The 13,018-nt window shown below is 65.0% G+C and carries 12 protein-coding genes; 8 read left to right on the forward strand and 4 right to left on the reverse strand.

From position 1 onward, the window contains the following. Positions 1 to 30: 30 nt before the first annotated feature. Positions 31 to 4,887, forward strand: a complete 4,857-nt coding sequence (locus NCR39_RS25310) for a response regulator (protein ID WP_250454971.1) — start codon at positions 31 to 33, stop codon at positions 4,885 to 4,887. 22 nt (positions 4,888 to 4,909) lie between these two features. Here the strand turns inward: NCR39_RS25310 and NCR39_RS25315 are convergent, their stop codons facing one another. Beyond that, on the reverse strand, positions 4,910 to 6,028 hold the full coding sequence (locus tag NCR39_RS25315; RefSeq protein WP_250455178.1) for a 3-deoxy-7-phosphoheptulonate synthase: 1,119 nt from the start codon (positions 6,026 to 6,028) through the stop codon (positions 4,910 to 4,912). Between the two features lie 168 nt (positions 6,029 to 6,196). Here NCR39_RS25315 and NCR39_RS25320 point away from each other — a divergent pair, with 168 nt between their 5' ends. Beyond that, entirely contained in the window at positions 6,197 to 6,871 is a 675-nt protein-coding gene (locus NCR39_RS25320; protein WP_250454973.1) for an HAD family hydrolase, read from the forward strand. A 49-nt stretch (positions 6,872 to 6,920) separates the two neighbouring features. On the opposite strand, the gene NCR39_RS25325 is transcribed toward NCR39_RS25320, so the two are convergent. Then, a complete protein-coding gene (locus NCR39_RS25325) occupies positions 6,921 to 7,367 on the reverse strand; it encodes an SRPBCC family protein (RefSeq protein ID WP_250454975.1) in 447 nt (148 codons plus the stop codon). A gap of 88 nt (positions 7,368 to 7,455) precedes the next feature. On the opposite strand from NCR39_RS25325, the gene NCR39_RS25330 reads away from it, so the two are divergent. From NCR39_RS25330 to NCR39_RS25345, 4 genes are all read left to right on the forward strand, one after another. Continuing rightward, a complete protein-coding gene (locus NCR39_RS25330) occupies positions 7,456 to 7,764 on the forward strand; it encodes a DUF4148 domain-containing protein (protein ID WP_250454979.1) in 309 nt (102 codons plus the stop codon). A gap of 6 nt (positions 7,765 to 7,770) precedes the next feature. Next, positions 7,771 to 8,169, forward strand: a complete 399-nt coding sequence (locus NCR39_RS25335) for a hypothetical protein (protein ID WP_250454981.1) — start codon at positions 7,771 to 7,773, stop codon at positions 8,167 to 8,169. A 7-nt stretch (positions 8,170 to 8,176) separates the two neighbouring features. Next, the gene (locus NCR39_RS25340) at positions 8,177 to 9,079 is read left to right on the forward strand and encodes a DMT family transporter (protein ID WP_250454984.1); all 903 of its coding nucleotides are present in this window, start codon (positions 8,177 to 8,179) and stop codon (positions 9,077 to 9,079) included. A gap of 174 nt (positions 9,080 to 9,253) precedes the next feature. Further along, entirely contained in the window at positions 9,254 to 9,418 is a 165-nt protein-coding gene (locus NCR39_RS25345; RefSeq protein ID WP_250454986.1) for a hypothetical protein, read from the forward strand. A gap of 50 nt (positions 9,419 to 9,468) precedes the next feature. Here NCR39_RS25345 and NCR39_RS25350 read toward each other — a convergent pair whose 3' ends face one another. Together NCR39_RS25350 and NCR39_RS25355 are read right to left on the reverse strand one after the other, a co-directional pair. Continuing rightward, positions 9,469 to 10,086, reverse strand: a complete 618-nt coding sequence (locus NCR39_RS25350) for a hypothetical protein (protein WP_250454988.1) — start codon at positions 10,084 to 10,086, stop codon at positions 9,469 to 9,471. A gap of 82 nt (positions 10,087 to 10,168) precedes the next feature. Further along, entirely contained in the window at positions 10,169 to 11,305 is a 1,137-nt protein-coding gene (locus tag NCR39_RS25355; protein WP_250455180.1) for a porin, read from the reverse strand. A 418-nt stretch (positions 11,306 to 11,723) separates the two neighbouring features. On the opposite strand from NCR39_RS25355, the gene NCR39_RS25360 reads away from it, so the two are divergent. Both NCR39_RS25360 and NCR39_RS25365 read left to right on the forward strand, forming a co-directional pair. Continuing rightward, the gene (locus NCR39_RS25360; RefSeq protein ID WP_250454990.1) at positions 11,724 to 12,350 is read left to right on the forward strand and encodes a glutathione S-transferase family protein; all 627 of its coding nucleotides are present in this window, start codon (positions 11,724 to 11,726) and stop codon (positions 12,348 to 12,350) included. Positions 12,351 to 12,375: 25 nt separating this feature from the next. Next, the gene (locus tag NCR39_RS25365; RefSeq protein ID WP_250454992.1) at positions 12,376 to 13,011 is read left to right on the forward strand and encodes a glutathione S-transferase family protein; all 636 of its coding nucleotides are present in this window, start codon (positions 12,376 to 12,378) and stop codon (positions 13,009 to 13,011) included. The last annotated feature ends 7 nt before the right edge of the window (positions 13,012 to 13,018 follow it).

The raw sequence follows: 13,018 nt of genomic DNA on the forward strand, positions 1-13,018 counted from the left end.
TCGCAAGACCCGTGAGGAGCTACAGCGTCAATGGATTCCAGCAATCTGATCCCGGATATGACATCGCGCCCCGGCGACCCGAGCTTTCTCCTCGGCGGCGGCGAGATGGGCGTGCTCATCCGTGGCTTCGACTGGACACAAACCACGCTCGGCGAGCCGATCCACTGGCCGCAAAGTCTCAAGACCGCCATCCGCATCATGCTGACGTCGCGCCAGCCCATCTGGATCGGCTGGGGCCGCGACCTGCTGTTCTTCTACAACGACGCGTACAAGTCGATCATCGGCGGCAAGCATCCGCATGCGCTCGGCCAGCCGACGTCCGTTGTATGGCGTGAAATCTGGAATGACATCGGGCCGCTGCTCGATACCGCGCTCGCGGGCGTCGAAGGCACGTTCGTCGAACAGAAGCTGCTCATCATGGAGCGCAACGGCTTCCCGGAGGAAACCTACTACACGTTCTCCTATAGCCCGATTCCCGACGACCGGGGCGGCGCGGGCGGCATCATCTGCGCGAACAGCGACGACACGCAACGCGTGCTCGGCGAGCGCCAGCTTCTCGTGCTGCGCGAACTCGCGACCTACGCCGCCGACGCGCGCACCTGGCGGGAAGCCTGCGAACGCTCGATGAAGGCGCTTCGCAACGCGCCGCGCGACATGCCGTTCGCGCTCCTCTACGCCGCCGAACCCGGCCATCAGACGGCGACGCTCGTCGGCGCATGCGGCATCGCGCCGGGGCATCGCGCCGCGCCCGAGACGGTCCACGCCGGGCAACGCGAACCGTGGCCGATCCACGAAGTCCTGCGCGATAACCAGTCGCGGCTCGTGACGAATCTGCCCGACCATTTCGATGCGCCGTTGCCGAGCGGCGCGTGGAACGCCGCACCCACGCGCGCGGTCCTCATGCCGATCGCGCCGACCGGCGAGACCGGCCACGCGGGCGTGCTCGTCGTCGCGCTGAATCCGTATCGCCTGTTCGACGACGGCTATCGCGCGTTCATGAACCTCGTCGCCGGGCAGATCGGCGCGGCGATCGGCTACGCGCACGCCTACGACGAAGAACGCCGCCGCGCCGAAGCGCTCGCGGAAATCGACCGCGCGAAGACCACGTTTTTCTCGAACATCAGCCACGAATTCCGGACGCCGCTCACGCTGATGCTCGGCCCGCTCGAAGAGATGCTCGCCAATCACGAGCGCGTCGCGCCCGGCGACGTGCGGCTCGTCGAGATGATTCATCGCAACGGCTTGCGGCTCCTGAAGCTCGTCAACGCGCTGCTCGACTTTTCGCGCATCGAGGCGGGACGCATCGAGATTCATCGCCAGACGACCGACCTCGCCGCGTTCACCGCGGAGCTTGCGTCGCTGTTTCGCTCGGCGATCGAAACGGCCGGGCTCGAGCTTCGCACCGACATTCCCGACACGCCCCTGCTCGCGGACATCGACCGCGACATGTGGGAGAAGGTCGTGATGAACCTGCTGTCGAACGCGTTCAAGTTCACGCTCGACGGCGCGATCATCGTGTCCCTGCACGCGCGCGGCGACAACGAGATCGAGATGTGCGTGCGCGATACGGGCATCGGCATTCCGTCCGACGAACTCGAGCGCGTGTTCGAGCGCTTTCATCGCGTGGCGGGCGCGACGGGGCGTTCGGTGGAAGGCAGCGGCATCGGGCTCGCGATGGTGCACGAACTCGTGAAGCTGCACGGCGGGCGCATCGGCGTGGAAAGCCGGCCGGGCAAAGGCGCGTGCTTCCGCGTCACGCTGCCTGCCGCGCAGCCGAAGCTCATCGCGCGCGACGACGCCTCGCGCGCCGAAGCGAGCAGCGGTGCGCGCAGCTATGTCGATGCCGCGTTGCGCTGGACGTCCGATGCGGCGAACGAAGCCATCGACGCCATCAGCGACATCGACGCGCCGCTCGCGCATGCCGAAGGCGAAGCGGCGCTGACGGGCCGCGTGCTCGTGGTCGACGACAACACCGACCTGCGCGACTACATGCGCCGCATGCTGGCGTCGGCGGGCCACGACGTCACCGTCGCCGCCGATGGCGCCGCCGCGCTCGAAGCCGCCCGCGCGCTGCGCCCGGAAGTGATCGTGTCGGATGTGATGATGCCGCGTCTCGACGGCTTCGGCCTGCTGCGCGCGCTGCGCGAGGACGAGACGCTGCGCGAGACGCCGGTCGTGCTGCTGTCCGCGCGCGCGGGCGAAGAAGCGCGCGTGGGCGGCCTCGATGCCGGCGCCGACGATTATCTGACCAAGCCCTTCTCCGCCCGCGAACTGCTGGCGCGCGTGTCGAGCAATCTGCGGCTCGCGCGGCTGCGGCAGGAGACCGAGCGGAAATTGCGCGAGGATTCGCGCGTGCTCGAAGTGCTGAATCGCGTGGGCACGACGATCGCGGCGGAACTCGATCTGTCGCGCGCGGTGCAGGTGGTCACGGACGCCGCCACGGAACTGACCGGCGCGGCGTTCGGCTCGTTCTTCTACAACGTGCTCGACAACGAAGGCGGCAGCTACACGCTCTACGCGCTTTCGGGCGTGCCGAAGGACAGCTTCGCCAAGTTTCCGATGCCGCGCAACACGTCCGTCTTCGCGCCGACGTTCAAGGGCGAAGGCATCGTCCGTTCGGCGGATATCACGAAAGACCCGCGCTACGGCCACAACGCGCCGCATCACGGCATGCCGAAAGGCCATCTCGCGGTGCGCAGCTATCTCGCCGCGCCGGTCGTGTCGCGCACGGGCGAAGTGCTCGGCGGCCTGTTTTTCGGGCATCCCGAGCCGGATATTTTCACTGAACGCGCCGAGCAAATTATCGAAGGCATCGCGGCGCAGGCGGCTATCGCCATCGACAACGCGCGGCTCTTTCAGGCCGCGCAGGACGAAATCGCCGAGCGCACCAAGGCGCAGTCCGCGCTGCGCGATCTCAACGAAACGCTGGAGCGCCGCGTGACGGAAGTCGTCGCGGACCGCGACCGGCTGTGGGAACTGAGCGAAGACCTGTTCGTGATCGCGAGCTTCGACGGCGCGCTGTTGCGCGTGAGCCCGTCGTGGGCGTCGGTGCTCGGCATGGATGCGCAGCGTCTGCATGCGCGCACGATGCTCGAACTCGTGCATCCCGACGATGTGGCCACCGCCGCGTTCGAGATCGACCGCCTGCGCGCGAGCGGCATGCCGGTGCGTTACGAATGCCGGCTGGCGCGCATCGATGGCGGATGGCGATGGATCGCGTGGACGCTGTCGCTCGATCCGCGCACGCGGCGCATTCACGGCGTGGGCCGCGACGTCACCAGCGACCGCGAAACCGCCGATGCGCTGCGTCACGTCGAAGAAGCGCTGCGCATCGCGCAGAAGATGGAGGCCATCGGCAAGCTGACGGGCGGCGTCGCGCACGACTTCAACAACCTGCTGCAAGTGATCGGCGGCAACCTGCAACTGCTCGTGAAAGATGTCGCGGGTCACGAGAAGGCCGAGCAGCGCGTGCGCAGCGCGCTCGCGGGCGTGGCGCGCGGCGCGAATCTCGCCTCGCAACTGCTCGCATTCGGGCGACGCCAGCCGCTCGCGCCGAAGGTCGTCAATCTGGGCCGCTTCGTGCGCGGCCTCGACGACATGTTCCGCCGCGCGCTCGGCGACGGCATCGAGATCGAAACGATCATCACGGGCGGCCTGTGGAATACGCTCGTCGATCCGTTCCAGGTCGAGAACGCGCTGCTCAATCTCGCGATCAACGCCCGCGACGCGATGAACGGCCACGGCAAGCTGACCATCGAGGCGGGCAACGCATCGCTCGATGAAACCTACGCCATGCGCAACGCCGACGTATTGCCCGGCCAGTACGTGATGGTCGCGGTCACGGACACGGGATCGGGCATGTCGCCGGAAGTGCGGGAACGCGCGTTCGAGCCGTTCTTCACGACGAAGCGCGAAGGCCAGGGCACGGGCCTCGGACTTTCCATGGTGTACGGCTTCGTCAAGCAGTCGGGCGGGCACGTGAAGGTGTACAGCGAGGAAGGACACGGCACGACGGTGCGCATCTACTTGCCCCGCGCGCGCGAGGAAGAAGACCTCGAAACGAACGTCGAAGCCGGGCCGGCGAAGGGCGGCACCGAAACCGTCCTCGTGGTCGAGGACGACGAGGAAGTGCGCGCCACCGTGGTCGAGCTGCTGGCCGATCTCGGCTATCGCGTGCTGCGCGCGAAGGACGCGATGAGCGCGCTCGCGATCGTCGAAAGCGGCGTGCCCATCGACCTGATCTTCACCGATGTCGTGATGCCCGGGCCGCTGCGCAGCACCGAACTCGCGCGCAAGGCGCGTGAGCGCGTGCCGGGCATCGGCGTGCTGTTCACGTCGGGCTATACGGACAACGCCATCGTGCATGCGGGACGGCTCGACGAAGGCATCGACCTGTTGAGCAAGCCTTATACGCACGAGGCGCTCGCGCGCAAGGTCCGGCTCGTGCTCGGGCGAAACGCGCGCGATACCGATACCGGCGATACGCCCGCGCGAGCGTCGGAAACGGCGCAGCAAGATGCGCTTGCCGCCCGGCGCGTGCTGTTCGTCGAAGACAACGAGCTGGTGCGCACGAGCAGCGCCGAACTGCTGCGCACGATGGGACTCGATCTGATGGAAGCGGCAAGCGTGGAGGAAGCGATGACGCTGCTGCGCGAGCATCAGTTCGACGTCTTGCTGACGGACGTGGATCTGGCGGGAGAATCGGGCGTGGAACTGGCGATGGCCGCGCGCCGCGACAGGCCCGCGCTGGGCGTCGTGTTCGTGACGGGCTACGAACTCGCACTGAGCGACGACGAACGCAAGGCGTTGCCGCGCGCGATTCAAGTGCGCAAGCCGTACGATCCGCTCGTGCTGATCGATGCGTTGAATGCCGCCGCCGCGGCCTGAGCGCGGCGGTTTCGTTCAACGCTTATCGCGCGCGACGCTTTCTCACCGCTTCCGCGAGCAGTTCCAGCACCGGCTCGGTCTGCGTCCAGCCGAGGCACGCATCCGTGATCGATACGCCGTGCTTTAGCGGCACGCCCGGTTTCAGGTCCTGCCGGCCTTCTTCGAGATGGCTTTCGATCATCACGCCCGTGATGCGCTTCTCGCCCGCCGACAGTTGCCGCGCGACGTCCTCGGCGACATCGACCTGACGCTGATGCGACTTGTTCGAGTTCGCATGCGAGAAGTCGATCATCACCTGCTCGCGCTGGCCGAGCGCCGCGAGCGCGGCGCAACTGGCGTTCACGCTGTCGGCGTCGTAGTTCGGGCCCTTCTTGCCGCCGCGCAGAATCACGTGGCAGTCGGCGTTGCCGCGCGTTTCGAAGATCGCGGCCATGCCCATCTTCGTCATGCCCATGAACGCATGACTCGCGCTCGCCGCGACGATCGCATCGGCGGCGACCTGCACGCCGCCATCGGTGCCGTTCTTGAAGCCGATCGGACACGAAAGCCCCGAAGCAAGCTGCCGATGACTCTGGCTTTCCGTCGTGCGCGCGCCGATCGCGCCCCACGCGATCAGATCGGCGATGTACTGCGGACTCAGCAAGTCGAGAAATTCGGTGGCAGTCGGCAGCCCGAGGCCGCTTAAGTCGAGCAGAAGTTCGCGCGCGCGGCGCAGGCCTTCGTTGATGCGGAAACTGCCGTCGAGACGCGGATCGTTGATATAGCCCTTCCAGCCGACCGTCGTGCGCGGCTTCTCGAAATACACGCGCATCACGATGAAAAGATCGTCGCGCAGGCGCTCGGCGACGCTTTTCAGGCGCTCGGCGTATTGCATCGCCTGATCGTGGTCGTGAATGGAGCACGGTCCGACGACGACCACGAGCCGGTCATCGCGGCCGTGCAGGATGTTCGCAATCGACGCGCGGCTTTCTTCCACGAGCGTCTGCACGCCGGGCGTGACCGGCAGTTCGTCGATGAGCAGCGCCGGCGAAATCAGCGGACGCACCGCGCCGATGCGCGTGTCGTCGATGCGGGTCGTATCTTGCGTGGAGTCGGCGACGCCGGCCTCCTGGTCGCGGGCGGGATTGTCGATGCGGCTCAAAATGGGCTCCGTCATGCGGTTTATATGCTTGAAATGCGGGTTCGATGCGGTTTTCCCGCTTCATGGCCGGTTAGCGGCGCGAACATCGATTATCGCATCGTTGCGGTGCGGCGGCCCCTTGCGCGAGGGATCGTGCGTATCATGAGACTTCATCATCGGAGCCAGAACATGCGGATCGAAACATCGTTTCTTTTCGACCTCGACGGCACGCTCGTCGACAGCGTCTATCAACACGTGCTCGCCTGGAAGGAAGCGCTGGATGCGGAAGGCATCGAACTGTCGGTGTGGCGCATTCATCGCAAGATCGGGATGAGCGGCGGGCTGTTCACCAATCAGCTGCTTCGCGAGACGCATGGCGAGATCAGCGCGGATCGCGTCGAGCGGCTGCGTCAGTTGCATACCGAGGCGTACAAGCAGCTGCGCGCGCAGGTGTGTCCGCTGCCGGGCGCGCGCGAGCTGCTCGCCGCGCTCACGGACGCGGGCACGCGCTGGGCCATCGCGACGAGCGGACGCATGGAAACGGCGGCGGTCAATCTGGAAGCGCTGGGCGTCGATCCGTCGAAGCAGGTTGTCATCACGCGCGACGACGTGAAGTACGCGAAGCCCGATCCCGACTTGTTCCTCGCCGCCGCCGAACGCCTGAACGTGCCGATCGAGCATACGGTCGTCGTCGGCGACAGCATCTGGGACATGCTCGCGGCGCGTCGCTGCCGGGCGCTCGGCGTCGGCCTGCTATCGGGCGGTTACGGCAGCGACGAACTCGAGCGATCCGGCGCGCTGCGCGTGTACGAAGATCCCGCCGACCTGCTCGCGCATCTGGACGAAGTCGCGGCGCGGCCCTGAGCGCGCAAGACACGCGTGACACACGCGAGCGCGGGCCGCGTGTCGCGCATCATTCGGCGATATCCGGCTCGACGAGTCTTGCGAGCTGAAGCAGCGACTCCTGCCAGCCGAGATAGCACATCTCCAGCGGGATGACCTCGGGCACGCCTTCCTGCACGATGCTCAAATCCGTGCCGCACGATACCTGCCGCAGCGAAACGGTGACGTGCATTTCGCCGGGGAGGTTCGGATCGTCGAAACGGTCCGTGTAGCGCAGCTTCTCGAACGGCACGAGTTCGATGTACTCGCCGCCGAACGAGTGGCCGTGTCCGGTGCTGAAATTGCGAAAGGACATCTTGTGCGTTCCGCCCTCGCGCGCATCCATCTGATGCACCTGACATGTGAAGCCGTAGGGCGGCAGCCACTTCGCGATGGCATCGGGTTCGAGAAACGCGCGATAAACGCGCTCGGGCGTGGCGCGCAGGACGCGGTGCAGGCGGACGGTGCCGGTAGTCATGATATTCACCCCTCACTTGAAAAATTCGACACAGTCTACGACGATGCATCGCACGCAAAATCGACATCGCCGTAAAGGAAAACGCGAGATGAACGACTTCATCAAACTCTGCCCGATGATCTGCGCGGCGGCGCTGCTGCTCGCGGGTTGCGCCGCGAGCGCCACGCCCGACGATGCGCGGCATCTGTCAGAGACGCAATGCCGCGATCTCGCCTCGCTGCGCAATCACGCGCCGCCTTCGCGCGAGCGCAACGCGAGCGAGCTGACCGCGCTGAGGCAAGCGGGCTACGATCCGTCGAAGTGGTACGACCCGTACTATCCCGACGATCTGCACGCGGCGCAGCATCGAATCGATCGCTGGTTTCAAACGGATTGCCAGCCGGCGCGGACTGACTGAACGACGATGCCCGCTTCCATCCGCAATTCCCTGCTCTGGATCTTCGATGCCTTCGAGCACGACGCGACCTACATCCGCCGACGCATGTTCGGTTGCGATGCCGCGTATATCGACGGCTTGCTGTGCCTCGTCGCCGCCGATCGCGAGAAGCCGTGGAATGGCCTGCTCGTGTGCACGTCGCGCGAACGCCACGCCGCGCTCATCGACGAGATGCCCGCGCTCAAGCCGCATCCCGTGCTCGGCAAGTGGCTTTACGTGGCGCAGGAAAGCCCGGACTTCGAGACCGTCGTCCAGCAGTTGACCGAACTCGTGCTCGCGCGCGATCCGCGTATCGGCGTCGAGCCGAAGCCGCGCAAGCCGGCCGCCAAACGCGCAATGCCTTCGCCACGCTCATCGAAACATTGAACACCACATGCCGTCGATAACCGCCCCACGTACCGGCCCTCTTTCGCTTGCGAGCATCGGCTACATTCTCACGTCGATGCTGTGCTTCGCCATCGTCGATGCGCTCGCGAAGGTCGTCGCGCTTCAGTATCCGGCGAACGAAGTGACGTTCTTTCGCATGCTGTTCGGCCTCGTTCCGGCGTTCGTGATGTGCTGCGTCGGCAAGCGTTCGTTCGCCGATCGCATGCGATCGCTCGACATCAAAGGGCAAACGTGGCGCGCGCTCACGCTGCTCGGCGCGTCCGGCTTCTTTTTCGCGGGGCTTCCGTTCATGCCGCTCGGCGAGGCCGTCGCCATCGCGTATTCGGAGACGTTGATCGTCGTCGTGCTCGCGCCGTTCGTCCTCAAGGAAAAACTCACGACGCGCGGCGCATGGTCCGCGTGCATCGGCTTCGCGGGCGTGCTCCTGGTCGTGCGGCCGGGCGGCGGCGAATCGACATGGTTCGGCCCATTGCTGCTGCTCGCGTGCGCCATGTTCGGCGCGCTTTCGATCATGCAGATCAAGCGCATTCGCGCCACCGACGATTCGCGCACGACAGTGCTCTTCTTCAGCGCGGTCGGCACCGTGGTCACCGCGTGCACGCTCGCGTTCAGCTGGAAGACGCCGACGCTTCAGGCGCTCGTCGTGATGGCGCTGCTCGGCGCGTTCGCGACCGCGGGGCAACTGCTGATGACGGTCGCGTATCGGCGCGCGGACGCCGGGGCGCTCGCGCCGTTCAACTACACGAGCATCGCGTGGGCTGCGTTGTTCGCGTACATCGCGTGGGGCGAAATCATTCAGCCGCTCTCGCTTGCGGGCATTGCGTTGATCGTCGGCAGCGCGATTGCCGTCGCGTGGCAGCGCAAGCTGCCCGAAGGACCGAACGCGTGAACGTGAAGCGTGAGCGTGAAGCGTGCGCGGTGAATCCGCAACACCGGGGATGCAGCGTTGGCGCGGCAAGTTTTTGCGCGGTTAAACTGACGAGCGCAGTGCCGACATTGCCCGCGACGCGCACGAATGATCGTTCGCCATCGCGTCATTCACGACTCACTACCGAGCATCCCGATGAAAACTGCCATCAAGAAGACTCTCGTGCTGTTCGTGCTCGCGGCTTTCGCCGCACCGAGCCTGTCGTTCGCAACGGCCGCTTATCCGTCCAACCAGAAGCGCCCGGCGTATAGCAAGACGCACAAGCACCACAAGCATCACAAGACCGCGCCGGCGCAATAACGCATCACGGCCGCGTGCGGTACGTTGCATGCGGCCGCTTCCGTCACGCGTTACCCGGCATCGCCTGCACTGATCACCGCCTGCATGCTCTTCAGGAGCTTGCGCAAGTACGCGAGCAGACCCACTACATCGCCGAACGCGATAAAGCCCGCTTGCCCGCCATCGCCGAACAAGGCTTGGCCGTCGAGCGTCTTGTCGATGATGAGACCGCCATACGCCGCGTGCGGCACATATTCATCCGCGCCGATGCGAAAGCGCCCGCCGTTCACGGCCGCATCGCGCAGGCGCATGAGGAACTGCACTTCGGGCGTGCGCGAACTCGCGAGCCGATGCACGTCGAAGAAATCCGCCACCGCGAGAATCGCATTCGTGCACGGCACGCGCAGCGCGAACGACATGCGCTGCGAGGCATCGGGCAACGAAGGCCACGACTGCATAGCGTCGGACGGATCGTTCTTCATCGGCATGCCGTCTTCGCTATGCGTGTGCGCTTCGGGCTTCGCATGCCGATGCTCGATCAATCGCGCCACCGCGCTGAAGTCCGGCGCGCGCTCGCCATGTTCGATCCAGTCGGCCAGCAAGCCGGCGTGCGTGCAAAGCGCGAGCAACTGGGCGTCGATGAACGCAACGCCCAGCCTGCATGGGTCCGGATGAGTGGTGTCGGGCATTCTTGTCTCCTTTGATTTTTGACTCCGGGCGCTATGCCGCAAGTTTCGCGCCCGCAAGACATGCCGACACCATCGGCATCGATCAGAACAGGTTGCGCAGTCCGAGCGACACGCCCGTCTGATTGGAGCGGCCCGGCAATTCGACGACGCCCGCGCCCGTCACCTTGTTGAAGTCCACGGTGCCATACACTTCCGTGCGCTTGGAGAGCGCATATTCCGCGACCGCGACGCCCGTGTAGCGATTGCCGCTGCCCGTCTCGCCACCGCCGATGGCCGCGTTCTTCATGTGGTCGTAGTAGAACGCGCCCGTGAGCAACAGCGCGGGCGTCACCTGCCACGTCACGCCGGCGAACGGGCCGTCGTCGCGGCGGCCCGAGCCCTTGAGAATGTCCACGCCGGACACGAGATTGCGTTGCGCGAGCAGGCTGTCGACGAAGCCGGTGTCGTCCGTCGAATGCAGATAGCCGGCATAGAGCTTCGCGGGCCCGACCGTATAGACGATGTTCGCGTTCCAGATCTTCTGCTTGTTGCTGGCGTTGTCGCTGTTCTGCTGATAGCCGCCGCCGATGGACAACGGTCCCATTGCATACGACGCCGTGAAGCCGTACATGTTGCCCGCGCCCTGATGTCCCGGCACCTGGCCCGAGAAGCCGCCTGCGCCGGTCGACGTGGAGTTCGTGCCGAACGAGTACATCGCGCCGATGGAAAGGCCCGCGAACGTGCCCTCGTACTTCACCGCGTTATCCGCATACAAGCCCGCGCCGAGCGCCACCGGCAGCCACGCGTTCTCGAAGTAATTGCCGACGGTAAGCGGGTCGTAGGTGTCGCCGAGCATGTCGAAGAGCGGCGTCTTCTGGCGGCCGAGCGTCAGCGCGCCATACTGGTTCGCGAGCCCGACATACGCCGCGCGATTGAATGCGCGCTGGCTATCCGAATACTGGCCGCTGTTCAGTTCAACGCCGCTTTCCAGGCGGAAAATCGCCTTGAGTCCGCCGCCGAGATCTTCCGTTCCCTTCAGCCCGATACGGCTATTGGTGATGGCGCCGTTCGTCATGAACAGCTTGCCGTCGTTATTGGCGTTCGCGTTGGTCAGATAGCGCACGCTTACATCGGCGACGCCGTACAGCGTCACTGAGCTTTGCGCGAACGCGGATTGGCAGGCGAATGCAATGGCGGATGCGGCGAACGTGGTGGCCGCGCGCGAGGTGATCGTCTTCATGGTGTCCATGCGTTTATTTCTGTTCGATGTGATGCGCTCATTGCGTGTGTCAGCAGCAAGAAACGCAATGAGCACGCGGACTTTTATCACATCAAATATCGCAACGCATCGGCGCGTGCACGCGATCTGTGGTTTTTTACGCAACAGGTGCCGGGGCCGGCGATCGCGGCGGGCGACGTCATCGCCACAGTCGCCCGGACGCGGCCCTGTTTTTATTCGCCATCCTAATCATGTTGACTTGCCTGATGCCGCTCGTTAGCGTTCGTGTTCGCCCATCATTGCGATGCCGGCCATCGACAGTAAAAGACGGCGAACGTGGGCGACGCCTCATCCGTTCATGCAAAGCCCGATTGCAGCCCTCGCTTAATAGCCGTTATGCTTGAAACAAACGACAGACTATTGAACAGGGAGACATCCGATGCCGACGATCTGGGGAAGAGCTAACTCCGTCAACGTGCAGAAAGTGCTGTGGTGCTGCGATGAACTCGGCGTGGCGTACGACCGCGTCGACGCGGGCATGCAGTTCGGGCGCAATCACGAACCCGAATACCTTGCGATGAATCCAATGGGCCGTGTGCCGACGCTCGTGGACGGCGACTTCGTGCTGTGGGAATCCAACGCGATCATCCGCTATCTCGCGATGCAATACGGCGCGGACAACGCCATCTATCCCGCCGAGCCGAAACTGCGCGCAAGCGTCGATCGCTGGCTCGACTGGACGCTGTCCACGCTGCAACCGGCGGAGCGCCCGGTGTTCTGGGGCTATATCCGCACGCCCGCGGCCAAGCGCCATGTGAAGCAACTCGAAGCCGATGCCCGCGAAGTCGAAACGCTATGGCGCGTGATCGACGCGCACCTGAAAGACCGCGACTTTCTCGAAGGCAACGCGTTCACGCTCGCCGATCTCGTCATCGCCGCGTATGCGCGCCGGTGGTACGGCATCGCGGAGCTGGAGCGGCCCGCGCTGCCCGACCTCGAACGCTGGTACGCGCGACAGTCGCAACGCGCGGGATTCCAGCGCTACATCGCGCCCGAACTCACTTGAACGCATCCATCGAAGCGATACCGACATGACCATCGAACTGCATACATGGAACACGCCCAACGGACGCAAGATCAGCGTCGCGCTGGAAGAGATGCAACTGCCCTATATGGTCAGGACCGTCGACATCACGAAAGGCCAGCAGCATGCGCCCGAATTTCTGCGCATCAGCCCGAACAACCGCATTCCGGCTATCGTCGATCCCGATGGTCCCGACGGCCAGCCGATCAGCGTGTTCGAGTCCGGCGCGATCCTGCTTTATCTCGGCGAGAAGACCGGCCGGTTTCTTCCCGCGAGCCTGCGCGAGCGCGTTCCGGTGCTCGAATGGCTGATGTGGCAAATGGGCGGCTTCGGCCCGATGCCCGGACAAGTGCATCACTTCCGCATGGTCGAAGCGGAGAGCGATCGGCGTTACGGCCTCAAGCGCTATTCCGACGAAACGCGACGCCTCTACGGCGTCCTCGACAGGCGTCTCGCCGAAGCGGAATTCGTGGCGGGCGCGTTGTCCGTCGCAGATTTCGCGATTCTCGGCTGGGCGTGGCGGCACGAGCGGCATCAGGTATCGCTCGACGATTTTCCCAACGTCAAACGCTGGTACGAAGCGCTGTTCGCGCGGCCCGGCGTGCAGCGCGGCTTCGAAGTGAAACTGGACGATCAGACCTGATGCGTGG

This window comes from Caballeronia sp. ATUFL_M2_KS44 (assembly GCF_023630965.1).
Classification (GTDB): Bacteria; Pseudomonadota; Gammaproteobacteria; order Burkholderiales; family Burkholderiaceae; genus Caballeronia; species Caballeronia concitans.

Bases quoted from the DNA above. Each gene is read 5' to 3' on its own strand.
- NCR39_RS25320 (WP_250454973.1), top strand. From the start codon at position 6,197: ATGCGGATCGAAACATCGTTTCTTTTCGACCTCGACGGCACGCTCGTC.
- NCR39_RS25365 (WP_250454992.1), top strand. From the start codon at position 12,376: ATGACCATCGAACTGCATACATGGAACACGCCCAACGGACGCAAGATC.
- NCR39_RS25340 (WP_250454984.1), top strand. From the start codon at position 8,177: ATGCCGTCGATAACCGCCCCACGTACCGGCCCTCTTTCGCTTGCGAGC.
- NCR39_RS25310 (WP_250454971.1), top strand. From the start codon at position 31: ATGGATTCCAGCAATCTGATCCCGGATATGACATCGCGCCCCGGCGAC.
- NCR39_RS25345 (WP_250454986.1), top strand. From the start codon at position 9,254: ATGAAAACTGCCATCAAGAAGACTCTCGTGCTGTTCGTGCTCGCGGCT.
- NCR39_RS25335 (WP_250454981.1), top strand. From the start codon at position 7,771: ATGCCCGCTTCCATCCGCAATTCCCTGCTCTGGATCTTCGATGCCTTC.
- NCR39_RS25325 (WP_250454975.1), bottom strand. From the start codon at position 7,367: ATGACTACCGGCACCGTCCGCCTGCACCGCGTCCTGCGCGCCACGCCC.
- NCR39_RS25360 (WP_250454990.1), top strand. From the start codon at position 11,724: ATGCCGACGATCTGGGGAAGAGCTAACTCCGTCAACGTGCAGAAAGTG.
- NCR39_RS25355 (WP_250455180.1), bottom strand. From the start codon at position 11,305: ATGAAGACGATCACCTCGCGCGCGGCCACCACGTTCGCCGCATCCGCC.
- NCR39_RS25350 (WP_250454988.1), bottom strand. From the start codon at position 10,086: ATGCCCGACACCACTCATCCGGACCCATGCAGGCTGGGCGTTGCGTTC.
- NCR39_RS25330 (WP_250454979.1), top strand. From the start codon at position 7,456: ATGAACGACTTCATCAAACTCTGCCCGATGATCTGCGCGGCGGCGCTG.